The 24,291-nt window shown below is 64.6% G+C and carries 26 protein-coding genes and 2 pseudogenes; 5 read left to right on the forward strand and 23 right to left on the reverse strand.

Annotated elements, in window-relative coordinates:
• Positions 1-73: 73 nt before the first annotated feature.
• The 3 genes from J4G43_RS32115 to J4G43_RS32125 are packed head-to-tail and all read right to left on the reverse strand — an operon-like array spanning position 74 to position 2,776.
• On the reverse strand, positions 74-337 hold the full coding sequence (locus J4G43_RS32115) for an EscU/YscU/HrcU family type III secretion system export apparatus switch protein (RefSeq protein WP_028151179.1): 264 nt from the start codon (positions 335-337) through the stop codon (positions 74-76).
• Positions 334-1,926 carry a flagellar hook-length control protein FliK gene (gene fliK, locus J4G43_RS32120; protein WP_208087418.1) on the reverse strand — a complete coding sequence of 531 codons (1,593 nt, stop codon included), beginning with the start codon at positions 1,924-1,926 and terminating at the stop codon, positions 334-336. Before fliK ends, J4G43_RS32115 begins: the two co-directional genes overlap by 4 nt.
• A gap of 55 nt (positions 1,927-1,981) precedes the next feature.
• The gene (locus J4G43_RS32125) at positions 1,982-2,776 is read right to left on the reverse strand and encodes an ATP12 family chaperone protein (RefSeq protein ID WP_208087419.1); all 795 of its coding nucleotides are present in this window, start codon (positions 2,774-2,776) and stop codon (positions 1,982-1,984) included.
• Positions 2,777-2,850: 74 nt separating this feature from the next.
• Here J4G43_RS32125 and J4G43_RS32130 point away from each other — a divergent pair, with 74 nt between their 5' ends.
• Positions 2,851-3,297 (forward strand): hypothetical protein, encoded by a 447-nt coding sequence (locus J4G43_RS32130; RefSeq protein WP_208087420.1) that lies wholly within the window; start codon positions 2,851-2,853, stop codon positions 3,295-3,297.
• A gap of 137 nt (positions 3,298-3,434) precedes the next feature.
• Here J4G43_RS32130 and J4G43_RS32135 read toward each other — a convergent pair whose 3' ends face one another.
• The 3 genes from J4G43_RS32135 to J4G43_RS32145 are packed head-to-tail and all read right to left on the reverse strand — an operon-like array spanning position 3,435 to position 7,442.
• On the reverse strand, positions 3,435-4,649 hold the full coding sequence (locus tag J4G43_RS32135; protein ID WP_208087421.1) for an RluA family pseudouridine synthase: 1,215 nt from the start codon (positions 4,647-4,649) through the stop codon (positions 3,435-3,437).
• 52 nt (positions 4,650-4,701) lie between these two features.
• Entirely contained in the window at positions 4,702-6,039 is a 1,338-nt protein-coding gene (locus J4G43_RS32140; protein WP_208087422.1) for a replication-associated recombination protein A, read from the reverse strand.
• A complete protein-coding gene (locus J4G43_RS32145; protein ID WP_208087423.1) occupies positions 6,036-7,442 on the reverse strand; it encodes a DegQ family serine endoprotease in 1,407 nt (468 codons plus the stop codon). Before J4G43_RS32145 ends, J4G43_RS32140 begins: the two co-directional genes overlap by 4 nt.
• Before the next feature lie 313 nt (positions 7,443-7,755).
• Here J4G43_RS32145 and J4G43_RS32150 point away from each other — a divergent pair, with 313 nt between their 5' ends.
• A complete protein-coding gene (locus J4G43_RS32150; RefSeq protein WP_208087424.1) occupies positions 7,756-9,387 on the forward strand; it encodes an OprO/OprP family phosphate-selective porin in 1,632 nt (543 codons plus the stop codon).
• Between the two features lie 41 nt (positions 9,388-9,428).
• Here J4G43_RS32150 and J4G43_RS32155 read toward each other — a convergent pair whose 3' ends face one another.
• Positions 9,429-9,812 (reverse strand): winged helix-turn-helix transcriptional regulator, encoded by a 384-nt coding sequence (locus J4G43_RS32155; protein WP_208087425.1) that lies wholly within the window; start codon positions 9,810-9,812, stop codon positions 9,429-9,431.
• A gap of 133 nt (positions 9,813-9,945) precedes the next feature.
• On the opposite strand from J4G43_RS32155, the gene J4G43_RS32160 reads away from it, so the two are divergent.
• Positions 9,946-10,959: a zinc-binding alcohol dehydrogenase family protein gene (locus tag J4G43_RS32160; RefSeq protein ID WP_208087426.1), complete on the forward strand. Its 1,014-nt coding sequence runs from the start codon at positions 9,946-9,948 to the stop codon at positions 10,957-10,959.
• A gap of 175 nt (positions 10,960-11,134) precedes the next feature.
• Here the strand turns inward: J4G43_RS32160 and J4G43_RS32165 are convergent.
• Positions 11,135-11,608: pseudogene (locus J4G43_RS32165) on the reverse strand (SDR family NAD(P)-dependent oxidoreductase); the annotation flags it as partial.
• Between the two features lie 102 nt (positions 11,609-11,710).
• On the opposite strand from J4G43_RS32165, the gene istA reads away from it, so the two are divergent.
• A complete protein-coding gene (gene istA / locus J4G43_RS32170; RefSeq protein WP_100214066.1) occupies positions 11,711-13,468 on the forward strand; it encodes an IS21-like element IS1631 family transposase in 1,758 nt (585 codons plus the stop codon).
• A 4-nt stretch (positions 13,469-13,472) separates the two neighbouring features.
• The gene (gene istB, locus J4G43_RS32175; protein ID WP_038952109.1) at positions 13,473-14,240 is read left to right on the forward strand and encodes an IS21-like element IS1631 family helper ATPase IstB; all 768 of its coding nucleotides are present in this window, start codon (positions 13,473-13,475) and stop codon (positions 14,238-14,240) included.
• 75 nt (positions 14,241-14,315) lie between these two features.
• Here the strand turns inward: istB and J4G43_RS32180 are convergent.
• From J4G43_RS32180 to rpsN, 15 genes and pseudogenes are all read right to left on the reverse strand, one after another.
• Positions 14,316-14,642: pseudogene (locus J4G43_RS32180) on the reverse strand (SDR family NAD(P)-dependent oxidoreductase); the annotation flags it as partial.
• Positions 14,643-14,852: 210 nt separating this feature from the next.
• Positions 14,853-15,692: a c-type cytochrome gene (locus J4G43_RS32185; RefSeq protein ID WP_208087427.1), complete on the reverse strand. Its 840-nt coding sequence runs from the start codon at positions 15,690-15,692 to the stop codon at positions 14,853-14,855.
• A gap of 122 nt (positions 15,693-15,814) precedes the next feature.
• A complete protein-coding gene (rplQ, locus tag J4G43_RS32190) occupies positions 15,815-16,231 on the reverse strand; it encodes a 50S ribosomal protein L17 (protein ID WP_015685415.1) in 417 nt (138 codons plus the stop codon).
• 121 nt (positions 16,232-16,352) lie between these two features.
• Positions 16,353-17,384, reverse strand: coding sequence for a DNA-directed RNA polymerase subunit alpha (locus J4G43_RS32195; protein ID WP_085405459.1), 1,032 nt, complete (start codon positions 17,382-17,384; stop codon positions 16,353-16,355).
• A 112-nt stretch (positions 17,385-17,496) separates the two neighbouring features.
• Positions 17,497-17,886: a 30S ribosomal protein S11 gene (rpsK, locus tag J4G43_RS32200; protein ID WP_007603045.1), complete on the reverse strand. Its 390-nt coding sequence runs from the start codon at positions 17,884-17,886 to the stop codon at positions 17,497-17,499.
• A 123-nt stretch (positions 17,887-18,009) separates the two neighbouring features.
• Positions 18,010-18,378: a 30S ribosomal protein S13 gene (gene rpsM / locus J4G43_RS32205; protein WP_014494511.1), complete on the reverse strand. Its 369-nt coding sequence runs from the start codon at positions 18,376-18,378 to the stop codon at positions 18,010-18,012.
• Positions 18,379-18,565: 187 nt separating this feature from the next.
• Positions 18,566-19,435 (reverse strand): adenylate kinase, encoded by an 870-nt coding sequence (locus tag J4G43_RS32210; RefSeq protein WP_208089470.1) that lies wholly within the window; start codon positions 19,433-19,435, stop codon positions 18,566-18,568.
• 277 nt (positions 19,436-19,712) lie between these two features.
• Positions 19,713-21,044 carry a preprotein translocase subunit SecY gene (gene secY, locus J4G43_RS32215; RefSeq protein ID WP_028152980.1) on the reverse strand — a complete coding sequence of 444 codons (1,332 nt, stop codon included), beginning with the start codon at positions 21,042-21,044 and terminating at the stop codon, positions 19,713-19,715.
• A gap of 148 nt (positions 21,045-21,192) precedes the next feature.
• Complete coding sequence (gene rplO / locus J4G43_RS32220) at positions 21,193-21,678, reverse strand: 50S ribosomal protein L15 (RefSeq protein ID WP_014494508.1); 486 nt, start codon at positions 21,676-21,678, stop codon at positions 21,193-21,195.
• Positions 21,679-21,753: 75 nt separating this feature from the next.
• Positions 21,754-21,948, reverse strand: coding sequence for a 50S ribosomal protein L30 (rpmD, locus tag J4G43_RS32225; protein WP_011088137.1), 195 nt, complete (start codon positions 21,946-21,948; stop codon positions 21,754-21,756).
• 25 nt (positions 21,949-21,973) lie between these two features.
• On the reverse strand, positions 21,974-22,564 hold the full coding sequence (gene rpsE, locus J4G43_RS32230; RefSeq protein ID WP_028152981.1) for a 30S ribosomal protein S5: 591 nt from the start codon (positions 22,562-22,564) through the stop codon (positions 21,974-21,976).
• Between the two features lie 44 nt (positions 22,565-22,608).
• Positions 22,609-22,971, reverse strand: a complete 363-nt coding sequence (gene rplR, locus J4G43_RS32235; protein ID WP_007603036.1) for a 50S ribosomal protein L18 — start codon at positions 22,969-22,971, stop codon at positions 22,609-22,611.
• Positions 22,972-22,982: 11 nt separating this feature from the next.
• Entirely contained in the window at positions 22,983-23,516 is a 534-nt protein-coding gene (gene rplF / locus J4G43_RS32240) for a 50S ribosomal protein L6 (protein WP_208087428.1), read from the reverse strand.
• A gap of 16 nt (positions 23,517-23,532) precedes the next feature.
• Entirely contained in the window at positions 23,533-23,931 is a 399-nt protein-coding gene (rpsH, locus tag J4G43_RS32245; protein WP_008136338.1) for a 30S ribosomal protein S8, read from the reverse strand.
• Between the two features lie 14 nt (positions 23,932-23,945).
• Entirely contained in the window at positions 23,946-24,251 is a 306-nt protein-coding gene (gene rpsN, locus J4G43_RS32250; protein WP_063982585.1) for a 30S ribosomal protein S14, read from the reverse strand.
• Positions 24,252-24,291 lie beyond the last annotated feature (40 nt).

A 24,291-nucleotide genomic window follows, 5' to 3' on the forward strand; every position in this document is an offset into this window, starting at 1 on the left:
GTGAAACGATGACAGGTTATTTCTTGAGCATGATCTTGTCGGAAAACCGCTGCACACTTTTCCGGATCATGCTCTATCGCCCCCGGCCCGACAGCCGCAGCACGAATACCAGCACTTCGGCGACGGCCTTGTAGAGGTCGGGCGGGATCTCCTCGCCGAGTTCGACCTTGGACAGCGCGCCAGCCAAGATCTCGTTCTCTTCGATCGGGATGTCGTTGGCCTTGGCGATCTCGACGATCTTTTCGCCGATCGTGCCCTTGCCCTTGGCGACGACGACGGGCGCGTTGCTGCCCTTCTCGTAGTGCAGCGCAATGGCGAGCTTGGATGGATCGCTCATGTGGCGCGATCCAGGAAGTGGCCGGCGCGGGCCGGCGCCGGCTGCGGCGGCGTGCCGTCGCGCACCAGGATGTCGCCGGGCTTGAGCTCGGCGCGCGTCAGGGCCTGGTTGAGCTCGCCGCTGCCGGCGCGAAGTTGCTGCGCGGTCGCGGGCCGCTCCGCCCACATCCGCACAAAAGTCTTGTCGCCGTTGAGCGTGATCAGGGCATGCACGGGGCCGGCCGGCTCGACATTGAGCGTGAAGCGCGCGCGCCAGGCGCGCTTGGCGGGATCAGAGGACTCATTGCCGCCATCGCGCGAGATCTCGAATTGCGCCATCGCGGTGCCCTGCGGGGTCGCAAAGGGAATCTCGAAATTCCATTGCGGCACGGCCGGGTCGATGCGATGGCCGGAGGCATCGGTGCGATCGGGCAGCGAAGCGACCTGCAACAAGGTCTGCCGCGCGATCGCGGCATCGGTGTCGTCGAGCAGGCGGTGCACCGTTGTGGAGAGCGGCGTATCCGGCGCGAGCGATGGCGAGGCGATCGCCTGCGGCGCCGGCAGCGCGCCGCGGAACGGCGGCGGTGTCGCGCGTGCGGCGGCCTCGAAGAGATGGCCGTCGGGCACGGCCTTGTTGGAGCCGGGCACATTGCCGGTCATGCGCGGCAGGTTTTGCGTGACCTCCTGAAGGAGGGCCGCGGCAAGGCCGGCGGACATGGTTCGCGGCATCGCGGCCTGCGGAGCGCCGCCGGCGATATCGGCGAGCACAGCGGCTGCGAGATTGGCGCTGCGCGGCATCTGCGGCTGTTGGGCCATATCGGGCTCGGTTGACGGCGATGCAGCCTGAGGCGGCACGGCGGCGACCTGCGGTTTCCCCGCCGTAGCGATCGCGGCGCCTTGCGCCTGTGGCGCGGCGGTCTCGAGCGCGGCCAATGTCTGGCGCAGCACCAGCAGCGCGGCCTTCAGGTCCGGCATCGCGCCGGAGGACGGCGTTGTACCTGCGGCGAGCGAGGCCTCGAGAAACAGACCGGACTTCTGGAAGGCGGATTCGATATCGCCGCCATCGAGGGCGGTGTTGAGCGGCGTCTGCTGCGCCAGCACGTCCAGCACCGCCTGCTTCAGTCCCGCCGGCAGATCGCTGCCGGTGACGACGGAGGCGAGATTGGCGAACAACGGCGCCTGGCTGCCCTGTTTTGTCACCGCCTCGGCCGAAGCCACCGTGACGGCGACCTGCTCCAACGGCGTCAGCGTGTTGCGTGCGGTGGTCGCAGAAGGCGCGAGCGACGGGCTGTCCACGAGCGAAGCCGCGCGCGGCGTCAGCGTGATCTGATCCGCCGTCGCCTCGCCTGCCCCGTTCATGATGGCGAGCCTGATGGTGCCGTCGTTCTGCGACACTGCGAGCTGAAGATTTTGCCCCGGTGTCAGCGACACCTCGGACATCACATCCATCGACAGATTGGCGATCGCGATCCGCACCAGATTGTCGGCCATCACGCTCACGACCCTTGCGTCCACGACGCTGCCGGCCTGGAGCACAAGATCGGGCGTCGCCGCGTCAGCCACGGGGCTGGCGGCACTGACGGGAACGATCGAGCTTATCGGCGTTGGCATTTCAGGGGCCCGTGGAACGCTGGCCCCACCCTAAGGCCCCCTCGTAAACCTCTCGTTAAGGACCTTTGTCCGCTTGCGGCTCTACGGCCGCCAGCACTGCCACGGCGGCCTCAAAATCCTTCAGGCGGGCGGCGCGGCGGCTAGCTGCCTCCTCGTCCACGCCCCATTTCTCGGCGTTCCAGTCCTCGTCGACATGGGCGGCGGCCCAGACCTGGCCGGCATCGCGCACGCCATGGGCGAGCGCCAGCGCCAGCAGCGCAGAACCGGTCAGGGTCGTGACCACGTGGAGCGCCGCGATCGACCAGGGATCACCGGGCAGCGCCGTGCGGGCGGCCTGAACGGCCTCGTCCGGCTGCTTCACATGCATGATGCCCTCGGACAGGATGAAATGCGCGCCCAGCGTCTCCGCGGCCCAGAACAGCACGGGGTCCCAATGCGCGGCCTCGCGGGCGACCAGCCCTTCGGGGTGGCCGGCGCGATAGAACAGCAGGTCGGTCTCGAAGTATTTCGCAAGGTCCTCGCTGACGAGCTCGACGCGATCGATGACACCCTCGACGACGCTGTTGGCGATCCGCGTCAGCGGCATGGTCACGGGATTAATCGTCTCGCCCTGGGCCGCCCATTCCGCGGCCACGGCATCGGCCAGCGCGCGCGACGGGATCACCACCTGCCGGGCCGATGGCGTCCGGATCGGCCTGCCGTCAAGCGTGATGGCGAAGCCGCCCTCGGCCTCGGCCACGCCCGCCTCCTTGTAGAAGCGCTTGCGCCGCGGCGTACGCGCGGCCTGGCGCACCGCCTCCTGCGGATCGAGCGGGGACCGCCCCGCAACCTCATCGAACAATTCGCGCATCTCGTTTCGGCCTCGGTCTCTGGATGCTAGGCTTGTAAGCCAAGACCGGCGGCTGATAAAGCGAGCGGCAACGCATGAGGGAACTTGCGGGCATTGCGGCCCTTCTCGCCGGGCTCTGGCCGGCCGCGGCGGACGCCGGTTTCCGCACCCCGGAATCGCTGGTCCGCAATGTCTACGCGCATTACGGCGATGGCGCGCCGGAACTGTCAAAAGGCCTGCCGCGCGATGCCGCCTCCGCCCGGCAATTCTTCGACCCCAGCCTGCGCAAGGCCTGGAGCGCGCCGAAGGTCGAGCCCTACGACTTCCTAATGCAGAGCCCGAACTGGAAGCTCGGCCCGGTCGCGATCACGGTCATTCGCAGGCAATACGACAAGACCTATGTCGCGGCGAATTTCGACAATCGCGGGCGGAAGGTCACGCTGAACTTCGTCTTGGTCAACGGACCCGAGGGATGGCTGATCACGGATGTCGAAAGCCCGCATGACAGTCTGCGGATGTTTCTGGAGCAGTTTCGTAAGTGAGCGGGCTAGTCGCCACTGCGTCAACACCGTCATTGCGAGCGCAGCGAAGCAATCCAGACTGTATCCGCAGAAGCATTCTGGATTGCTTCGTCGCTTCGCTCCTCGCAATGACGGGGCTGGAAGCGAGGCCCCGATCCCTACTCTTCCGGCGCGTTCTCGATCGGATCAAACCGGCTCGCATCGAGCCCGAGCAGATTCCAGGACTGCTGCATGTGCGGCGGCAATGGCGCGGTGGCGTCGATCACGCCGCCGCGCGGATGCGGAATGACGATGCGGCGCGCGAGCAGATGCAGCCGGTTTTGCAGTCCGCCCGGCAGCTGCCAGTTCTCGATGTTGAAATATTTGGGATCGCCGACGATGGGGTGGCCGATATGCTCCATGTGGGCGCGCAGCTGATGGGTGCGGCCGGTCACGGGCTTGAGCGACACCCAGGTCAGCTTGTTGCCGGCAGTCTCGACCACCGCATAGTACGTCACCGCGTGGCTCGCGCCCTCGTCGCCATGCTGGGCGATGCGCATGATGGTGTCGTCCTCGCTCTCTTCCTTCGCGAGGAAGGTCGAGATGCGGCCCTGCTTCGGCTTCGGCAGACCCGGCACCAGCGCCCAATAGGTCTTTCGCGCGGACCGCGAGCGAAAGGCGCCGGTCAGATGCGAGGCGGCAAATCGCGTCTTGGCGATCAGCAGGCAGCCCGAGGTCTCCCGGTCGATGCGGTGCACGAGGCGCGGCTTCTGGCCCTTGGAATCACGCATCACCTCCAGCATCTGGTCGATGTGCCGTGTCATGCCCGAGCCGCCCTGCACGGCGAGGCCCAACGGCTTGTTCAGCACGAGAACGTCGTCGTCCTCGTAGATCGTCATCTCCTTCAGCGCGGCAAGCGTTTTTTGCGCAGCTTCCGACAGTGGGCTGGCCGCCTTCGGCGTGTCGAGCTTCAGCGGCGGAATGCGGACGCTCTGGCCCTCCTCCAGGCGGTCCTTGCTGTCGACGCGCTTGCCGTCGACCCGCAACTCGCCTTTGCGGACGACGCGCTGGATGTGGGAGAACGACAGGCCCGGAAAGCGCGCTTCCAGGAAACGGTCGACGCGCATGTTGTTCTCGTCAGCCGTCACCTTGACGGTCTGCACCTTGGTCGGCAGCAGCGCCTCGACGGGCTTTGCCGGCGCAGCCACTTCGGGCGCAGCCTTGGGCGGCCGCCGCTCAGCACGCTCCGCCGCAAAGCGCGGCGGCTTCGCACCCGGCTTGCCACCCAGCCGTGGTCCCGCCTTCTTCGCAGTGCGCGCCTTGAATGGACGCGAATCGTCGCGCTCGTCACGCGAGCGGGGCTTTGGGTTCATTCTCTTGATGCGGCGGCTCATGGTTGCCTGCGTACCCTAAAAGCCGGCTCCCGTCACGGCGAAATGGCCGCTTCTAGCGCGAGCCACCCCGCTCCTTCCGCAGCTTGGCCCAGTAATCCAGCCGCTTGCGGATCTCGCGCTCAAAACCGCGCTCGGGCGGGTCGTAGAAGGTCGGGCGGCCCAGGGCTTCCGGAAAGTAGTCCTGGCCGGAGAAGGCGTCGGGGGCGTCGTGGTCGTATTCGTAGGCCGCGCCGTAGCCCTCCGACTTCATCAGCTTGGTCGGGGAATTGAGGATGTGCTTTGGCGGCAGCAGCGAGCCAGCCTGTTTTGCGACCTGCATCGCGGCCTTGAAAGCCGTGTAGACGGCGTTCGATTTCGGCGCGGTGGCGAGGTAGACGACGGCCTGTGCGATCGCGAGCTCGCCCTCGGGATGGCCGAGGAAGTCGAAGGCGTCCTTGGCCGCGTTGGCAATGACGAGCGCCTGCGGATCGGCAAGGCCGATGTCCTCGACCGCCATGCGCACGACGCGGCGAGCCAGAAACAGCGGGTCCTCGCCGGCATCGAGCATGCGCGCGAGGTAGTACAGCGCGGCGTCGGGATCGGAGCCCCGCACCGACTTATGCAGCGCCGAGATCAGGTTGTAGTGACCGTCGGCCGACTTGTCGTAGATCGGCGCGCGGCGCTGCAGGATCTCCTGCAACTGCGCCGCGTTGAAAATCTCGTCCGCCCGCGCCGAACGCCAGACCTCCTCGACAAGCGTCAGCGATGCCCGGCCGTCGCCGTCGGCCATGCGCACCAGCACAGCGCGCGCCTCGTCATCGAGCGGCAGCTTGCGGCCCTCGACCTCTTCGGCATGCGCGAACAGTTTTTCGATCGCGGCGGCATCGAGCGAGCGAAACACCAGCACGCGCGCACGAGAGAGCAACGCCGCGTTGAGCTCGAAGGACGGGTTTTCGGTGGTCGCGCCGACCATCACGACGGTGCCGTCCTCCATCACCGGCAGAAACGAATCCTGCTGGGCGCGATTGAAGCGATGCACCTCGTCGACGAACAGCAGCGTGCCCTTGCCCATCTCGCGGCGGGCGCGTGCGGCGTCAAACGCCTTCTTCAGATCGGCGACGCCGGAGAACACCGCGGAGATCTGCTCGAAATGCAGATCGGTCGCATCGGCCAGCAGCCGCGCCACCGTGGTCTTGCCGGTGCCGGGCGGGCCCCAGAACACCAGCGATCCGAGCGTGCGCGTCTCCAGCATGCGCGTCAGCGCACCATCGGGACCGAGGATATGGTCCTGGCCTACGACCTCCGACAGCGCGCGCGGGCGCAGCCGGTCCGGCAGCGGATGCGGAGCCTCGTGGTCGAGCCCCGCCGCGGCAAAGAGAGTTGGCGTCTCCTGTGGTCGCTTCGGGCTCATCCGCCCAGCGTGACGTTGATCTGCTGGCCACCGCGCACCAGCGTGATGCGCCAGATCCGCGGCCGTTCGCCCGCCGCCTTTTCGAGGTCGCCGGTCTTGCTGATCTTCTGGTTGTTGACGGCGAGGATGATGTCGCCCTTCTGGAAGCCGACACTCGCAGCCGCGCTGTCGCCGCCGAGATCGGTGATCACGACGCCTTCGGTGTCGGCGTCCAGATGCAGCTCGTCGGCAACCGCCGGCGTGATGGACGAGACCTTCGCGCCCTGGAACGGCGAGCGCGCGGTGACGACGAGTTCGTTGCGGCCGGAGTCGGGTGCGGTCTCGAGCGAGATCGTGACCTTGAGTGGCTTACCGCCGCGCTGCACGTCGATCTGCGCGGTGCCGCCGAGCGGACGCGTGGCGAAACGGTAGTCGAACGCGTTGGGATCATCCACCGTCTGGCCGTCGATCCCGGTGATGAGATCGGAGGATTTCAGGCCGGCCTTGGCCGCGGGGCCGGTCGAGACCACGCTTGCGACCAGCGCGCCGGTCGGCGAACGCAGGCCGAGGCTCTCGGCGATCTCGGGCGTCACCGCCTGCAATTTTGCCCCTAACCACGGCCGCTTCACCGCCTTGCCGCCGCTCTTGGCGGAGGCGACGACGACGCGCACCATGTTGGCGGGGATCGCAAAGCCGATGCCTTGCGAGCCGCCGGAGCGCGAATAGATCGCGGTATTGATGCCGGCGAGCTTTCCGCTCATGTCGACCAGCGCGCCGCCGGAATTGCCGGGATTGATGGCCGCATCGGTCTGGATGAAGAACTGGTAGTCGGTGATGCCGACCTGGGTGCGCGCGAGCGCCGAGATGATGCCGTGGGTCACGGTCTGGCCGACGCCGAAGGGATTGCCGATCGCGAGCACTACATCGCCAACCAGCAGTTCGTCGGAGTTGGTGAAGTCCAGGGTCGGAAACTTCTCCTTGGTGTCCTTCAGGCGCAGCACGGCGAGATCGGTGCGCGGATCCTTCAGCAGGATTTCGGCCTCGAATTCCCGCTTGTCCGACAGCGATACTTTCACCTGGTCCGCGCCCTCGATGACGTGGACGTTGGTGACGACGAGGCCGGAGGCATCGACGATGACACCGGAGCCGAGCGAGCGCTGCATCTGCTCGGGCTGCTGGCCCGGCACGCCGAAGAAGCGGCGGAAGATCGGGTCGTCCAGCAGCGGATTGCGGTTCTGCACCACCTTGGCGGCGTAGACGTTGACGACGGCCGGCTGCACCCGCTGCACGATCGGCGCATAGGACAGCCGCAGCTCGGCGGGCGAGGACGGGACACGACGGTCCTGCGCGGCGGCCGGATTGAGGTGGGCTGAAAACGCTATGCACAATGCCGTGATGACGGCGGTCCGGGTCGATCGAAACATTCCTACCTCTCGGAAAAGACGCCGGAATATAGGCGCGTTCGCCCGCCAATAGAAGGGCGCCAGGGGGCATCATTCTGCCGCCTTTCCGGTGTGTCCGCCTTGCAAGTCCCGCATGCGAAATGACAATTTACCTGGGCGGTGGATTGGCATGATGCGCGTCATCCAGCATTGTGGTGGCGAGCGGATTCGGTTGCGGCGAATTGGCATCAGTGGGAACCGCGCAACCGGGCGCAGCGTCGCGGGGCAGTCATCGTTCATACCTAGGCTCTCCCGTTACGACTTGGGGAAGTTCGTCAAACGATGGAGTCATGATGTGAGCAGGACAAGACTTGCAGCCACCGCGATTGGTCTCGCCGGTGCGCTGGCGGCCTCGCAGGCCCAGGCCCAAACGGCAAGCAGCAGCGATCAGGAGATCGCACTGCTGAAGCTGCAATTGAAGATGCTGGAGCAGAAGCTCGACAAGCTCCAGAGCCAGACCGCCGCCAACACGGCGGCCACGGCGAAGGCCAAAGTCGAAGCAAAGGCAGAGGCCAAGGCCGAAGCGCGCTCGGAGGCGAAGGCGGTCGTGGCCAATGCTAACGCGGCGATCCCGCTCAAGGGACCGGCGCCCGCGTCCGGCGCCGTCGTGACGATGCCGAACAACCGGCCGACCATCTGCACCGCCGATGGGGCAAACTGCGTCGCGATCACCGGTCGCGTGCACTACGATATGGGCGGCTATGACTATCGTCCCAACACGGCGGCAACTGTGCCGCAAAAACTGGACAGCGGCGAAAACGTGCGTCGCGCGCGCATCGGTGTCGTCGGCAAATTCCTCGAAGACTGGAATTTCGCGCTGATCTACGATTTCGGCGGCTCGTCCGACGGATTTGGCGGCACGGGCGCCGCCGGCGCGACCCCTGTCGGCTTCCTGCCGGGCGGAGGCACCTCCGGCATCGAGAATGCTTGGGTGAGCTACACGGGGCTGAAGCCGTTCGGCGGCAAGATGGCAATCGAAGCCGGCATCATGGACCTTGCCTGGACCCTGGATGAATCCACGAGTTCCAACGACATTGCCTTCATGGAACGCGCCTCGGTCGGCATCATCGCGCAAAATATCGCCGCCGGCGACTTCCGTTCCGCCGCCGGTGCCCGCTGGTACAATGACGTGTTCTGGGCCGGCGCTTACGTGACCGGCCCGACCTCGGGTGCCATTCACTCGGCCTCGAGCGTGTCACCTCCCGGGACCAGCGAGCAATACGGCGCGACCGCCCGCGTTGCGGGCCAGGTCGTGAGCGGCAACGACTACTCGGTGCATCTCGGCGCCGACGCGGAATGGCTGATCCAGCCGCCGCGCAATCTGATCGCGAACACGCAAACGCTCACGCTCAGCGATCGTCCCGAGTTGCGCATCGATCCCACGACGCTGATCTCGACCGGAGCGATTGCAAATGTGTCGGGCGCGCAGGTCTATGGCGTGGAAGCCGCGGCCACCTATGGACCGCTCTGGGTCCAGGGCGAATACTACTGGTTCAACATCGATCGCGGTGCGAACACCGCGGTGGCGCCCATCGGTACGTCGAGCCTGAAATTCCAGGGCGGCTACGCACAGGCGGCCTATGTCCTGACCGGTGAATCGCGCAAGTACAATCCGAGCAACGCGGCCTATGGCGGCGTCAAGCCGAACAATCCGTTCTCGATCAACGGCGGCGGCTGGGGTGCCTGGGAGATCGCCGGTCGCTACTCGACCATAGATCTGAACGATCAGTTGGCGACCGCCGCCGGCATCGCCGGCGGGCGGCAAACCGTCTACACGCTGGCGCTCAACTGGTACGTCAACGGCAATGTGCGCTTCATGCTCGACTATCTGCATGGCACGGTGTCGAAGCAGGCCTCGGCGGTGTCGGCGGCGGACACCGGCTCGAAGTTCGATGCGGTCGCGTTGCGCACGCAGTTTGCGTTCTGATGCAATCTCTTCCGGGAGCGGCACGGTCCGCTCCCGGAGAGTTACGCTGCGCGCTTCGGCTTCTTGACCGGCTCCGCTTCGGGCGGCGGCGCGCAGGACAGCCGTTGCTGATGGCTTTCGCCCCAGGCCTTCAGGATGTCGATCACCGGCCGCAGGCTCTCGCCGAGCTCGGAGAGGCAATACTCCACGCGCGGCGGCACCTCGGCATAGACCTTGCAGATGACGAGCTTGTCCTCCTCCAGCGCGCGAAGCTGCTTTGTCAGCATGCGCTGGGTGATGCCGGGCATCCGGCGGCGCAGTTCGCCGAAGCGCTGGGTGCCGTCCTGGAGGTGGTAGAGGATCACGCCCTTCCACTTGCCGTCGATCAGGTCCAGCGTCGCCTCGACCGAGCAGCCGGGACGCCGGGTAAAATCTCGCCGCTTCATGCGTGTTTTCCCAATAGTATCCAAACAGGGACTATATCCCCGAATTTACAGTACTTGCCAAATCGGGGCTAGCGGGACAGTTAGCGGGCCAGGCGCAGATCACAAGCTACGCGCCATTTGATGGAGACAAGCCATGAAGGCCGTCGGCTACAAAAAATCGCTTCCGATCGAGGATCAGGACGCGCTGATCGATTTCGAGACCGCAAAGCCCGAGCCCAAGGGGCGCGATATCCGCGTCGCCGTGAAGGCCATCTCGGCCAACCCGGTTGATTACAAGGTACGCAAGCGTGCCGCCCCGCCCGCGGGCGAGACGAAGATTCTTGGCTATGACGCGGCCGGCGTCGTCGATGCCGTGGGTCCGGACGTCACACTGTTCAAGCCGGGCGACGAGGTGTTTTACGCCGGCTCGATCCTGCGCCAGGGCACCAATTCCGAATTCCACCTGGTCGACGAGCGCATCGTCGGCGTCAAGCCGAAGTCGCTCTCGTTCGCGCAGGCCGCAGCCCTCCCCCTCACCTCCATCACCGCCTGGGAATTGCTGTTCGACCGGCTCGGCGCGGTGCCCGGCAAGAGCGTCGATCCACGCACGCTGCTGATCACGGGCGGCGCCGGCGGCGTCGGCTCGATCCTGATCCAGCTTGCGCGCCGCCTCACGGGCCTCACGGTGCTCGCGACGGCGACGCGGCCGGAATCGCAAAAATGGTGCCTCGATCTCGGCGCGCATGCGGTGATCGACCACGGCAAGCCGATGAAGGAGCAGATCGAGAGCTTGAGGCTGCCGCCGGTCGCGCTGGTGGCGAGCCTTACCTTCACCGACCAGCACTACAAGGCGATCGCCGAGTTCATGGCGCCGCAGGGCCGGTTCGGCCTGATCGACGATCCCCCGGAGTTCGCCGTGAGCACCTTCAAGGGCAAGGCGATCTCAGTACACTGGGAATCGATGTTCACGCGCTCCTCTTTCCAGACGCCCGACATGATCGCGCAGCATCATCTGCTCAACGACGTCTCCGACCTCATCGACAAGGGCGTGCTGCGCACCACGCTCGACCAGACCTTTGGCACGATCAACGCGGCCAACCTCAAGCGCGCGCATGCGCTGCTCGAAAGCGGCAAGTCGCGCGGGAAGATCGTGCTCGAGGGGTGGTAGGTGCTTACGGCTTCGTAGGGTGGGCAAAGGCGCACTTGCGCCGTGCCCACCATCTCGCAACGGGTGCGACAAAAGTGGTGGGCACGCTTCCGCCTTCGCTCTTCGAGCTACGGCGGACAAGTCGCTTTGCCCACCCTACGGTGCCACGCTTCCGGTGCCACGCCTTCGCGTAGTCTCAGGCGATCGTGTTAACGATGCCGCCTTCCGCGCGCAGCGCCGCACCGTTGGTCGCGGACGCTTCCTTCGACGCGACATAGACCACCATGTTGGCGATTTCGTCGACGCTGGCGAAGCGCTGGATCAGCGAGCTCGGGCGGTGCTGCTTGACGAAATTGGCCGCGGCCTCATCGACCGACTGGCCATTCTGCTTGGCGAGATCCTTCACGAAGGTCTCGACGCCCTCCGACATGGTCGGACCCGGCAGCACGGAATTGACGGTGACGCCGGTGCCGCGGGTGAGCTGCGCGAGGCCGCGGGCGACCGAGAGCTGGGCCGTCTTGCTCATGCCGTAATGGATCATCTCGACGGGAATGTTGAGCCCGGACTCCGATGAGATGAAGACGATGCGGCCCCAGTTGCGCTTGAGCATGCCCTTCATATAGGCGCGCGACAGCCGCACGCCGCTCATCACGTTGACCTCGAAGCCCCGTGGGTCGGTCAAAATCCCCCGGGTATGGTCACTTGAAACTCCCCCACCTGATGATCGCCGTCAGCGCCGCTGAACAGCAGTAGCCGGTCAGGCAGGACGTTTATGTTCGACCCCTTTAGCCAGCAAGGGGCCGGGGAGTTGAACGTCTTGAAGCGACATCTGCAAAGCACCGTACTTACATTACTTGATCGCAACACCAGCCAGCGCGAGATTCACCGGCTGACGGGTGTCGATCGCAAGACGATCCGGCGTTATCAGGCGCTGCGGGCCGGTGCGGAGGCAAATTCCCCCGGGGAAGTGACCACCGGCTCGGTGAGCGCGGACGGCCAAATTCCTCCACCCCGACCACCGGCTTTTGGGACATCGGAAGCGACGGTCACCAGCAGCCTGGCCCGTTCGGCTTGCGAAGCGCATCGGACGTGGATCGAAGAACAGGTCCGGCTGAAGCGGAACGCGCAGGCGATTTACCAGGACCTGGTTGATCAATTTGGCTTTCCGTCCAGCTACCAGAGTGTCAAGCGGTTTGTGCGCCGGTTGCGGCACGCTGATCCTGAGCAGTTTGATCGTCTTGAGTTCCTCCCCGGCGAGGAAGCTCAGGTCGACTATGGCGAGGGCGCGCCGACGGTTGATCCGAAGAGCGGGCGGTACCGTCGTCCCCGCCTGTTCGTGATGACGCTACGCTACTCGCGGCGCAGCTTCCGGCGGGTAGTCTGGAAGTCCAGCCAACAAGTCTGGGCGCAGCTCCACGAAGAGGCGTTCCGGTATTTTGGCGGGGTCCCCAGCTATGTCGTGCTCGACAACCTGAAGGAAGGCGTCCTCAAGCCGGATTTGTACGAGCCCCAGCTCAACCCGATTTACAGCGCGATGCTGGCTCATTACGCCGTGGTCGCCGATCCCGCGCGCGTGGCCGATCCAAATCGGAAAGGATGCGTCGAGAATGCGATTCAACATACCCAGGGCACTGCGCTGGCCGGACGGCGCTTCGAGACGCTGGAGGCGCAAAACGAGTTCTTGAGGCACTGGGAGGAGAACTGGGCTTCCAAACGCATCCACGGCAGCACGCGCCGTCAGGTCGAGGCGATGTTCCAGGAAGAGAAGCCGCACCTGCGGCCGCTGCCTGTCGCTCCCTTCCGCATCTTCACCGAAGTCGTCCGGACTGTCTGCGACGACACCACCGTACGCGTCGACAACAGCTATTACGCCGCGCGGCCCGCGCCGATCGGCAGCCAGGTCGTCGTGCGCATCTACACCACCACGATCGAGATCCGTGATCGCCACACCCGTGCGCTGCTGCGTGTTCATTCCCGGATGGCGCACCCCGGTTCTGTCGTCCTGCCGACCAGCGAACGGCCGTTCAACCCGTCGCGGCAAACCGCCGTGCTGCTGGCGAGCGCCGAGCGCATCGGACCGCAGACCAGGGCCTTGTGCCAGCAGGTGTTCGACACCGAAGGGCGCCCCGGACAGCGCGCGATGTGGGGCATTGTCGGGCTGGGCCGGAAGTATCCGGCGCGGCTGGTCGAGCAGGCCTGCGCGCACGCCATCGACAACCGCATCTACCGCTACAAGCACGTGCGTGCGACCGTCGAGCGGTTGTTCGAACAGGCGATCGAGCAGGTTGGAGTGACGCCACAGCCGGCATCGCCGCTCACCCAGGATCATCCGCTGATCCGTACCCCCGCGGAATACGGCGACCTCTTCAGCCGCGCTGTGCGGCGCGACGCCGACGACAATGGTCGGCAGGCCGAGGCTCACGACGATCACGCCACGGCAATCCGCGCTCGTGTCGCCTGCGCAACCCCGGCCAACTCCGGCGCCACGAGCGCTCCCGCTGCACCTTCTCACCTTAAACTGGAGACCTAGCCACATGATGACCATGCCGGAAATTGAGCGTTGCCTACGACAGCTGCGCCTGTCGGGTGTCCGCGACACGCTGCAGACGCGCGTGCTCCAGGCGCAGGGCGCCAACCAGCCCTTCCTCGAGACCTTCTCCCTTATCCTGCAGGATGAACTGGACCGTCGTCAGTCCCGTCTTATCGAGCGGCGATACCAGCAATCCGGGCTCGACGAAAAGCTGACGCTCGCCGAGTTCGACTGGTCCTTCAATCCCAAACTGCCACGTCAGACCTGCTTCCAGCTCCACACCCTGGCGTTCATTGCCGCTGGCGAGAACGCTCTGCTTGTTGGCAAACCTGGCACCGGGAAGTCGCACATCGCCAAGGCGATTGCCTATCAGGCGATCCTGCAAAGCCACAAGGTCCAGTATCTTGAGACCGACGACTTCTTCCACCGCTACGCCCTGAACTCTCCGGCACAACGCGAGGTCCGGCTGCGAACCATCATCGACTGCGATCTCCTCGTGCTGGACGATCTATTCCTCGCACGCGCCATCCCCGACGACGCCGGCACTTTGCTGCAGACCCTGATCCATCAGCGTTACAAACTGCGCCGCAGCGTCATCGTCACCTCCAATCGCGTCGTGCAGGATTGGGGGGCATACCTTGGGGACAACACTATGAGCACGACGATCCTCGATCGCCTTATGCATCATTGCCATCTGCTTGAGTTCGACGGACGCAGCTATCGGCTCAAAGAAGCCGCTGAAGCTCTTGCCCGGGAAACAAACTCAAACTAACAGTCCCTTGTCCTGCCTCGCGGGTGGAGGAATTTGACTGACCACACCCGGAGGAATTTGAAGTGACCCGCGGGGCTCGAAGAAGCGGCTCCAGTCCTCGTCAGGGATCTCGAAGAAGTCTTTTGGCTCGAAGATGCCGGCGTTGTTGATGAGGATGTCGACCTCCGGCAGCGCCGCCACAAGCGCCTTGCAGCCCGAAGCGGTCGAGACGTCGGCGGCGATGCCGCGGACCTTAAGGCCCGCCCCTTCCAGCTTGCGCACGGCGGCATCGACCTTGTCCTGGCCGCGACCGTTGATGACCACGCTCGCGCCGGACGCGGCGAGACCTTTTGCGATGGCGTGGCCGATGCCGGCGGTGGAGCCGGTCACGAGGGCGGTCTTTCCGGAAAGGTCGATCTTCATGAATCATCTCCATTGTTGCTGAAGCGGATATCGTGTCCAGCGCACGCCGCTTCAATCGCCACAAACGCGAAATCGTAGGGTGGGACAAAGCGATTTGTCCGCCGCAGCTCGAAGAACGAAGGCGGAAGCGTGCCCACCTTTTCGCCACGAGTTGAAAGCGAAATGGTGGGCACGGCGCGCGAAGAGCGCACCCTTGCCCACCCAACGGCACTATTGCCGCGGCGGTAGCGTCCTGAGAAACGCGACGATGGCATCGAGATCCTGGGCCGTCATGCTGGCGTAGGCAGCATAGGCCATCGGCGGCTTGAGCTTGTGGCCGTCGCGCGCGATGCCTTGCGTAATCGCACGTTTGATTTCGTCGTCGCTCCACTGCCCAATACCGACCGCGGGATCCGCGGTGATGTTGGGGGAGACGGATTCGCCCCACGGCCCCTTGAATGTCCGGCCACCCTTGCCGCTCGCACCCGCGAAATCATGCACGGCGGACGGGCCCTCCGGCGTGTGGCATTCCAGGCAATGGGCGATGGTCAGGAGATAGCGGCCGCGCGCGAGCTTGTCGGAGAGCTCGGCCTCGGTCGCCTGCTTGCCAGCATAGGTCGGCGTTTCCGGCTTCAGCGCGATCCTGTATTCTGGCGCCGGCGTTTCGTGGCGCACTGCGGGTACTGAGCGCAGGTAAGCCGCGAGCGCATCGAGATCCCGGGCCGTGAGCACCGTGTAGAACGCGGTCGGCATGATCGGCGCGACCTTGGTCCCGTTCGGCCTGTTGCCGCTGACCAGAAACCGCTTCAGCTCGGCATCGCTCCAGTTGCCGATGCCGGTGTCCTTGTCCGGCGTGATGTTGGAGCCGGTGACCTTGAAGGCAGGCTCATCGAAGACCTGGCTGCCGCCCGCGAGCGCGCGCGACAGATCGAGGCCCTGCGGCCCGCGCGGCGTGTGGCAGTTGTGGCAGACCATCACGCTGTTGACGAGATAGGCACCGCGTTCGACCAGCGTCTCGCTAGAGGCCGGCGACATCAACAGCGCCAGCGCGATCCCAAGCACAATCCTCATCGACAGCCCCCCGGCCGGAATCGCGTTCACCAGACGATGCGCGGCATGAGATATCGCCGCGCCATACAAAAAAGCGGCGCCCCAGAGGGCGCCGCTTTCTGAAAACTGAGGTACCGGCCGGCTTACGCCGCCTCGGCTTCCTTCTCCTGCACCGGACCGGAGTCCTGGCCCTTGGCATCGACGTCGCGATCGACGAACTCGATCACGGCCATCGCGGCGTTGTCGCCGTAGCGGAAGCCGGCCTTGATGATGCGGGTGTATCCGCCCTGACGATCCTTGTAACGGGGCGCGAGGGTGTCGAACAGCTTCTTGACCTGGTCCTTGTCGCGCATCTCGGAGATCGCCTGGCGGCGCATGGCAAGGCCACCCTTCTTGCCGAGGGTGACGAGCTTCTCGACGATCGGACGGAGTTCCTTGGCCTTGGGCAGCGTGGTGACGATCTGCTCGTGCTTGATCAGCGCGGCGCACATATTGGCGAACATCGCGCGGCGATGCTCGGCAGTGCGGTTGAGCTTCCGGTGAACCTTGCCGTGACGCATTGATCTATTCCTTGATTTGTCTTCGTCGCGACGGTTCGTCGGACTTGTTGCTCAGGTGGGCTGCCTGCGTTCGCCCGCGAAAGCGCGATGAAGTCGCGCTTTCGCCTGTTGTGAGTTCAGATCAGTAGTGATCCTCGAAGCGCTTGGCGAGCTCGTCGATGTTCTCCGGCGGCCAGCCCGGCACTTCCATGCCGAGATGCAGCCCCATCTGGGCCAGCACTTCCTTGATCTCGTTCAGCGACTTGCGGCCGAAGTTCGGGGTGCGGAGCATTTCCGCTTCGCTCTTCTGCACGAGGTCGCCGATGTAGACGATGTTGTCGTTCTTCAAGCAGTTGGCCGAACGCACCGACAGCTCGAGCTCGTCCACCTTCTTGAGGAAGGCCGGGTTGAAGGCGAGGTCCGGGATGATCTCCTGGGCGACTTCCTTGCGCGGCTCTTCGAAGTTGACGAACACGTTGAGCTGATCCTGCAGGATGCGGGCGGCATAAGCCACCGAGTCATCCGGCGTCAGCGCGCCGTTGGTCTCGATCGTCATGGTCAGCTTGTCGTAGTCGAGGATCTGGCCCTCACGGGTGTTCTCGACCTTGTAGGAGACCTTGCGGACCGGCGAGTACAGGCTGTCGACCGGGATCAGTCCGATCGGCGCGTCCTCGGGACGGTTGCGCTCGGCGGGCACGTAGCCCTTGCCGGTGGCGACCGTGAACTCCATGCGGATCTCGGCGCCCTCGTCGAGCGTGCAGATCTGGAGGTCCGGGTTGAGCACGACCACATCGCCCACGGTCTGGATGTCGCCGGCGGTGACGACGCCCGGGCCCTGCTTCTTCACGACCATGCGCTTGGGGCCTTCGCCCTGCATCTTGATCGAGATGTCCTTGATGTTGAGCACGATGTCGGTGACGTCTTCACGGACACCCGCGATCGAGGAGAACTCGTGCAGCACGCCGTCGATGTGCACCGACTGCACCGCCGCGCCCTGGAGCGAGGAGAGCAGGATACGGCGCAGCGCGTTGCCGAGTGTCTGGCCGAAGCCGCGCTCGAGCGGCTCGGCGACGATGGTCGCGAAACGGTTCGAATCGCTACCGGGCTGGATCTGGAGCTTGTTCGGCCGAATCAGTTCTTGCCAATTTTTCTGGATCGTCACTGTTTCACCCATACAGGCCAGTCAAACTGCTAGTGCAGACACTGGCGTTGGAGAAAGGCCGCGGATCATTCGCGCGGCTTTGCAAAAAGTCATTGCGGGCGACCAATGCGCCCGCAACTTGGTATCAAACGCGCCGACGCTTGCGGGGACGGCAACCGTTGTGCGGGATCGTGGTCACGTCGCGGATCGAGGTGACGGTGAAGCCCGCGGCCTGAAGCGCACGGAGCGCCGACTCGCGACCCGAACCGGGACCCGCGACTTCGACTTCGAGCGTGCGCATGCCGTGCTCCTGCGCCTTCTTCGACACGTCCTCGGCGGCAACCTGCGCAGCGTACGGGGTCGACTTGCGCGAACCCTTGAAGCCCATCGTGCCGGCGGAGGACCAGGCAATCGTGTTGCCCTGCGCGTCGGTGATGGTGATGGTCGTGTTGTTGAACGACGAGTTCACGTGCGCGACGCCGGAGGCGATGTTCTTGCGCTCACGACGGCGAACGCGGGTGGCTTCCTTGCCCATAGAGTACCTTTCCTGAAGATCTCAAACGCCGCCGTAATGCCAGCGGCTACACCTGTGGAACGAAAGGCGCGTGGCGAACGGGATGTCCCCTGTTCGCCACACGCCGCGATTGGATTCGAAAACTTACTTCTTCTTGCCGGCGATGGCCTTGGCCGGCCCCTTGCGCGTACGCGCATTGGTGTGGGTACGCTGACCGCGCACCGGCAGGCCACGACGATGACGCAGGCCGCGATAGCAGCCGAGGTCCATCAGACGCTTGATGTTGATGCCGACCTCACGACGCAGGTCGCCCTCGACGAGATAGTCGCGGTCGATCACTTCGCGGATCTGGAGCACTTCGGCATCGCTGAGCTGGTTGACGCGACGATCCTCGGGGATCTTCACCTTCTCCAGGATCTCACCAGCGATCTTCTGGCCGATGCCATGGATGTACTGGAGCGCGATCAGCACGCGCTTGTTGGTCGGAATGTTCACGCCGGCAATACGGGCCACGGCCTTCTCTCCTGTTGCCGATCCCTCGTCAGGAATCAGGCTTTAAGTGCTTGGTTTCTCGGGCAGGTGTTCACAAACGCGAACACGACGCCCACCCCTGGTCTTCCTGGGGCCCGGCATCGTTTGAAACTATCCGACTTGGATGCGGGGCTTATTAGGGGATTCAGGGGGCTTTCGTCAACCGCTGCTAGCGCTTAGCTCGCTTTTTCGTGACCTTTTTTGCGGCCTTTTTGGCACCTTTTTTGACAGCCTTCTTGGCGGTCGTTTTGGCTGCCTTTTTGACCGCTTTCTTGGCCGCCTTCTTGGCGCCCTTTACGGCCTTCTTGGCGGCCTTTTTAGCGGATTTGGCAGCCTTTTTGGCGGTTTTCGCCGGTTTTTTGGCTACCTTGGCCTTCTTGGCACCTTTCTTGGCGGGCGTCGACTTGGCCGCGCTGCGCGCTTGGGCCTTGCCGTGCGTCTTGGGTTCGACCGCCCCCAGCGCCAGAAGCTGGCGATGAATCGCGCGGGTGACCTCGTCGATGGCCATCATGCCGTCGATGGTCGAGAGCTTCCGCCGCTCGGAATAGTAGTGAATCAGCGGTTCCGTCTGGCTGCGGTAGCTGGCGAGTCGCTTGGTCAGGACCTCTGGGGTGTCGTCGACCCGGACCTCCTCCCCGCGCTCCCGCATCTGGGCGACGCGGGTCTCGACGCGACTCAGCAGCGCGCTCTCGTTGACGCGGAGCTCGACCACAGCGTCGAGCTTGAGATGCTTTTGCTTGAGCAGCTCATCCAGCGCCTCGGCCTGCGGCACGGTGCGCGGGAAGCCGTCGAGGATGAAACCGTTCTTGGCGTCCGGCTGGTCGATGCGGTCGGAGATGATTCCCACCACGATCTCGTCGGGCACGAGGCCGCCGCTGGCCATGATCTCCTTGGCCTTCAGCCCGACCGGCGTTCCCGCCGCAACGGCCGCGCGCAGCATCTCTCCGGTCGAGAGCTGGACGATGCCATAGCGCTGCACCAGCAGTTGCGCCTGGGTCCCCTTGCCCGACCCCGGCGGTCCCAGAAGTATAATTCTCATCGGCGTACGCCCCCCGGATTGGTGAGCGATACGTCGCGCACCTGTGTTTGAAGTCCAATGACAGTGCAAATCATAATCGGCGTCGCACCGCTACCCATATCATAGGGGAGCAAATGCCAGGACGCCAAGAAGGCCTTTGAAATCAGTGATTGCGTCGCAGGGAGAGCAGCTCTGCCGATGTCTTGGAATGGCTGACTGGTCGCCTCGGCGGGCGCCGCGCGTTGCTCGCGCGGCGAATCGGCGGCGCTGTCGCGCCGCCCTCGGAGAACACCCGCGCTTAGCGGCGGCGGCCGCGCAGCTTCGACTTCCGGATCAGGCCCTCATACTGATGCGCCAGCAGATAGCCCTGCACCTGCGCCACCGTGTCCATGGTGACGCTGACGACGATCAGCAGCGAGGTGCCGCCGAAGTAGAACGGCACCGAGGCATAGGAGATCAGGATTTCCGGGATCAAGCAGACGATCGCCAGATAAATCGCGCCGAGCACGGTGATGCGCGACAGCACGTAGTCGATATATTCCGCGGTGCGCTCGCCCGGACGGATGCCAGGAATGAAGCCGCCATGCTTCTTCAGATTGTCAGCGGTCTCCGTCGGGTTGAACACGATCGCGGTGTAGAAGAACGCGAAGAACACGATCAGCGCGAGATACATGATCAGGAACAGCGGACGGCCGTGGCCGAGCTGGGTCGTGATCCACTGGAACCATTCCGGCCCGCTGCCGGCGTTGAAGTTGGCAACCGTGGTCGGCAGCAGCAGCAGCGAGGACGCGAAGATCGGCGGGATCACGCCCGAGGTGTTGAGCTTGAGCGGCAGATGCGAGGACTGGCCCTCGAACATCTTGTTGCCGACCTGGCGCTTCGGATACTGGATCAGCAGCCGGCGCTGGGCGCGCTCCATGAACACGATGAAGGCGATCACGGCGACCGCCATGATGATGACGACCAGGATCAGGCCGGTCGACATCGCACCCTGACGGCCGAGCTCGAGCATGTTGGCGAGCGCCGCGGGCAGCTCGGCGACGATGCCGGCGAGAATGATCAACGAGATGCCGTTGCCGATGCCGCGCGAGGTGATCTGCTCACCCAGCCACATCAGGAACATGGTGCCACCGGTCAGCGTGATCGCCGTGGACAGGCGGAAGAACATGCCGGGGTCGCTGACGACGTTGCCGGCGCCTTCGAGGCCCACCGCGATGCCATAGGACTGGAACGCGGCCAAGATCACGGTGAGATAGCGGGTGTACTGGTTCAGCAGCTTGCGGCCGGACTCACCTTCCTTCTTCAGCGCCTCGAGCTGCGGCGAGACGGTGGTGAGGAGCTGGATGATGATCGAGGCCGAGATATACGGCATGATGTTCAGCGCGAAGATCGCCATGCGGTGGATACCGCCGCCGGCGAACATGTTGAACATGCCGAGGATGCCGCCCGCCTGGGAGCGGAACACCTGTTCCCAAATGTTGGGATCGATGCCGGGAAGCGGGATGTAGGTCCCGAGCCGATAAACGAGCAGCGCACCCAGGGTAAACCAGATGCGCTTCTTCAGTTCGTCAGCCTTGGCAAACGCACCGAAATTGAGATTGGCTGCCAGTTGTTCCGCTGCAGAGGCCATCTTGGACTTTCTCCCGCCGCCTATTGCGCCGTCATGCCCGCGGCCGGGCTACTCTAGCGGACGCCGGACATTATCTGGGGCTCGGCTTCGATAAGTCCACGTCCCACACGCGTAAAGGCCCGCGAGCCGCGGGCCAATGACGCAGTTGTTACGCCGCCTCGCCTTCTTCCTTGGCAGGGGCGAGGATCTTCACCGAGCCGCCGGCCTTCTCGACCGCGGCGATCGCGGTCTTCGTGGCGCCGTGCACTTCGATGTTGAGCTTCGACTTGAGCTCGCCGCGGCCGAGCAGTCGCACGCCGGCCTTGGCGCGGCGCAGCACGCCGCCCTTCACCAGGGCCTCGACGTTCACGACGCTGCCGGCGTCGATCTTCTTGGCATCGACCGCTTCCTGGAGCCGGTCGAGATTGATCTCGGCGAACTCGACGCGGAAGATGTTGTTGAAGCCGCGCTTGGGCAGACGGCGATGCATCGGCATCTGGCCGCCTTCGAAACCCTTGATGCGCACGCCCGAACGCGCGGTCTGGCCCTTGCCACCGCGGCCGGACTGCTTGCCTTTGCCCGAACCAATGCCACGGCCGACGCGCATACGCTTCTTGCGCGAGCCGGCGTTGTCGGCGATATCGCTGAGCTTCATCGCCCTGCTCCTTGTTTCTTGCGCATGATCTTCACCGAAAACGGGTGCCCGCTTTTCGGGATCCTGCGCCTTTGCTTACTTCTCGTCGACGATGCGAACGAGATGGTGAACCTTCTCGATCATGCCACGAACCGCCGGGGTGTCCGGCAGTTCGCTGGTGCGGCCGATCTTGTTGAGCTTGAGTCCGATCAGCGTCGAACGCTGCGAGTGATGGCGGCGGATCGCGCTGCCGGTCTGCTCGAGCTTGATCGTCTTTGCTGCCTTGGCCATGGGAGTCTACTCCGAAAAGCTTCCGTTAGTCGGCAGCCGCCTCGGCGTCACCGCCGATACGGCGGGACTGGAGGGTGGACACCTTGATATTGCGGCGGGCTGCGACCGAACGCGGCGAATCCTGATGCTTCAGCGCGTCGAAGGTTGCGCGAACCATGTTGTAGGGGTTCGACGAGCCGATCGACTTCGCGACCACGTCCTGGACGCCGAGCGTCTCGAACACGGCGCGCATCGGGCCGCCGGCGATGATGCCGGTACCGGCCGGAGCAGCACGCAGGTAGACACGGCCCGCGCCATGACGGCCGGCGATGTCGTGATGCAGCGTACGGCCCTCGCGCAGCGACACGCGAGTCAGGTTGCGCTTGGCGGATTCAGTCGCCTTGCGGATCGCCTCAGGCACTTCGCGCGCCTTGCCGTGACCGAAGCCGGCGCGGCCCTTCTGGTCGCCAATCACAACCAGCGCTGCGAAACCGAAGCGCTTGCCGCCCTTGACGACCTTTGCCACGCGATTGATGTGGACGAGCTTGTCGACGAACTCGCTGTCGCGCTCCTCCCGGCGTTCACGTCCGCCGCCGCCGCGTTGATCGCGTCCACCACGTTGTTCGCGTTCTGCCATTTTTCCAATCCTTCAGAGGCTTGCGCCTCAATCCTCAAATTCTGTTAGAAGCTCAGCCCGCTCTCACGCGCAGCGTCGGCCAGTGCCTTGACGCGCCCGTGGTAGAGGTAGCTGCCGCGATCGAACACGACTTCCTTGACGCCCTTCTCGGCGGCGCGCTCGGCCAGCAGCTTGCCGACCGCCTTCGCCGCATCGATGTCGGCGCCGGTCTTGCCGCCGTCGCGCATCGACTTCTCGAGCGACGAGGCAGAGGCCAGCGTCTCGCCCTTCAGGTCGTCGATGACCTGGGCGTAGATGTGCTTGGACGAGCGAAACACCGACAGACGCGGACGACCGCCACCGGAGCGGCGCAGCTTCAGCCGCACACTCCGCTTGCGCCGGGCATTGGTAACCTTGGCTTTGGACATGACCGGCTCCGTTACTTCTTCTTGCCTTCCTTGCGGAAGATGAATTCGCCAACATACTTCACGCCCTTGCCCTTGTAGGGCTCCGGCGGACGATAGGAGCGAATCTCGGCGGCGACCTGGCCGACACGCTGGATGTCGCTGCCGGTCACCGTGATCTCAGTCGGCTTCGGCACGGTGATCGTGATCCCTTCCGGGATCGCGTAGACCACGTCGTGGCTGTAACCGAGCGCGAGCTGCAGGTTCTTGCCCTGCATCGCGGCGCGGTAACCGACGCCGGTGATTTCGAGCTTCTTCTCAAAGCCCTTGGTGACGCCTTCGACCAGATTCGCGACCTGGGCGCTAGCGGTACCGTACAGCGCCCGCGCGCGGTTGGTCTCGACCCGCGGGTTCACCTTGACCTGGCCGTTCTCGAGCTTCACCTCGACGTCGTTATGGACGACGAACTGAAGCTGGCCCTTGGGCCCCTTCATCTTGACGGTCTGCCCGTCGACGGTCGCGGTCACACCCGACGGAACCGCCACAGGCCTTTTGCCAACACGTGACATGGATCAACAATCCTTCTCAGAACACCGTGAAGAGAACTTCGCCGCCCACATTCGCTTCGCGCGCGCTGTGGTCGGCCATGATCCCCTTCGGCGTCGACAACACCGAAATGCCGAGCCCGTTGTTGACCCGCGGCAGAGCCTTCACCGAGGCGTAAACACGACGCCCGGGCTTGGAGACTCGTTCGATCTCGCGGATGACGGGCTCGCCGTCGAAATACTTCAGCTCGATCTCGATCTCACTGCGGCCCGAGGAGTGCTCGAGCGTGGCGTAACCGCGGATGTAGCCCTCGGTCTTGAGCACTTCGAGCACATTCTCGCGCATCTTCGAACCAGGCGTCGAGACCTTGCTCTTGGAGCGCATCTGCGCGTTGCGGATACGGGTGATCAGATCGCTGATTGGATCGTGCGTAGACATCTAAACGACCCTCCTTACCAGCTGGACTTCACGAGGCCCGGGACCATGCCCTTGGAGCCAAGGTCGCGCATCGCGATGCGAGACAGTTTGGTCTTGCGGTAGTTCGAGCGCGAACGGCCCGACAGCTCGCAACGCAGACGGATGCGGGTCGCCGACGAGTTGCGCGGCATTTCCGCAAGCTTCAGGGTGGCGGCGAACCGCTCCTCCATCGGCAGCGTCTTGTCGGCGATGATCGCCTTCAACCGCTCGCGCTTCGGGGCGGCGTTCTTCGCCATCCGCTTGCGCCGGTTGTTCTTCTCGACTGAACTCTTCTTTGCCATGCTTGGCTCCTGGGTATCCGCGTTTGAGAGGCTTTAGGTC

This window comes from Bradyrhizobium barranii subsp. barranii, from assembly GCF_017565645.3.
Classification (GTDB): domain Bacteria; phylum Pseudomonadota; class Alphaproteobacteria; order Rhizobiales; family Xanthobacteraceae; genus Bradyrhizobium; species Bradyrhizobium barranii.

Bases quoted from the DNA above. Each gene is read 5' to 3' on its own strand.
- J4G43_RS32140 (WP_208087422.1), bottom strand. From the start codon at position 6,039: ATGAGCCCGAAGCGACCACAGGAGACGCCAACTCTCTTTGCCGCGGCG.
- istB (WP_038952109.1), top strand. From the start codon at position 13,473: ATGATGACCATGCCGGAAATTGAGCGTTGCCTACGACAGCTGCGCCTG.
- J4G43_RS32115 (WP_028151179.1), bottom strand. From the start codon at position 337: ATGAGCGATCCATCCAAGCTCGCCATTGCGCTGCACTACGAGAAGGGC.
- rpsH (WP_008136338.1), bottom strand. From the start codon at position 23,931: ATGTCTACGCACGATCCAATCAGCGATCTGATCACCCGTATCCGCAAC.
- J4G43_RS32135 (WP_208087421.1), bottom strand. From the start codon at position 4,649: ATGAGCCGCCGCATCAAGAGAATGAACCCAAAGCCCCGCTCGCGTGAC.
- rpsN (WP_063982585.1), bottom strand. From the start codon at position 24,251: ATGGCAAAGAAGAGTTCAGTCGAGAAGAACAACCGGCGCAAGCGGATG.
- J4G43_RS32155 (WP_208087425.1), bottom strand. From the start codon at position 9,812: ATGAAGCGGCGAGATTTTACCCGGCGTCCCGGCTGCTCGGTCGAGGCG.
- J4G43_RS32160 (WP_208087426.1), top strand. From the start codon at position 9,946: ATGAAGGCCGTCGGCTACAAAAAATCGCTTCCGATCGAGGATCAGGAC.
- rpmD (WP_011088137.1), bottom strand. From the start codon at position 21,948: ATGGCCAAGGCAGCAAAGACGATCAAGCTCGAGCAGACCGGCAGCGCG.
- J4G43_RS32125 (WP_208087419.1), bottom strand. From the start codon at position 2,776: ATGCGCGAATTGTTCGATGAGGTTGCGGGGCGGTCCCCGCTCGATCCG.
- rplQ (WP_015685415.1), bottom strand. From the start codon at position 16,231: ATGCGTCACGGCAAGGTTCACCGGAAGCTCAACCGCACTGCCGAGCAT.
- rpsE (WP_028152981.1), bottom strand. From the start codon at position 22,564: ATGGCAGAACGCGAACAACGTGGTGGACGCGATCAACGCGGCGGCGGC.
- rplF (WP_208087428.1), bottom strand. From the start codon at position 23,516: ATGTCACGTGTTGGCAAAAGGCCTGTGGCGGTTCCGTCGGGTGTGACC.
- rpsK (WP_007603045.1), bottom strand. From the start codon at position 17,886: ATGGGCAAGGAAGCCACCCGCGTTCGCCGTCGTGAGCGCAAGAACATC.
- fliK (WP_208087418.1), bottom strand. From the start codon at position 1,926: ATGCCAACGCCGATAAGCTCGATCGTTCCCGTCAGTGCCGCCAGCCCC.
- J4G43_RS32145 (WP_208087423.1), bottom strand. From the start codon at position 7,442: ATGTTTCGATCGACCCGGACCGCCGTCATCACGGCATTGTGCATAGCG.
- J4G43_RS32210 (WP_208089470.1), bottom strand. From the start codon at position 19,435: ATGAGAATTATACTTCTGGGACCGCCGGGGTCGGGCAAGGGGACCCAG.
- J4G43_RS32185 (WP_208087427.1), bottom strand. From the start codon at position 15,692: ATGAGGATTGTGCTTGGGATCGCGCTGGCGCTGTTGATGTCGCCGGCC.
- J4G43_RS32130 (WP_208087420.1), top strand. From the start codon at position 2,851: ATGAGGGAACTTGCGGGCATTGCGGCCCTTCTCGCCGGGCTCTGGCCG.
- istA (WP_100214066.1), top strand. From the start codon at position 11,711: ATGTTCGACCCCTTTAGCCAGCAAGGGGCCGGGGAGTTGAACGTCTTG.
- rplR (WP_007603036.1), bottom strand. From the start codon at position 22,971: ATGTCCAAAGCCAAGGTTACCAATGCCCGGCGCAAGCGGAGTGTGCGG.
- secY (WP_028152980.1), bottom strand. From the start codon at position 21,044: ATGGCCTCTGCAGCGGAACAACTGGCAGCCAATCTCAATTTCGGTGCG.
- rplO (WP_014494508.1), bottom strand. From the start codon at position 21,678: ATGAAGCTCAGCGATATCGCCGACAACGCCGGCTCGCGCAAGAAGCGT.
- J4G43_RS32195 (WP_085405459.1), bottom strand. From the start codon at position 17,384: ATGGGTGAAACAGTGACGATCCAGAAAAATTGGCAAGAACTGATTCGG.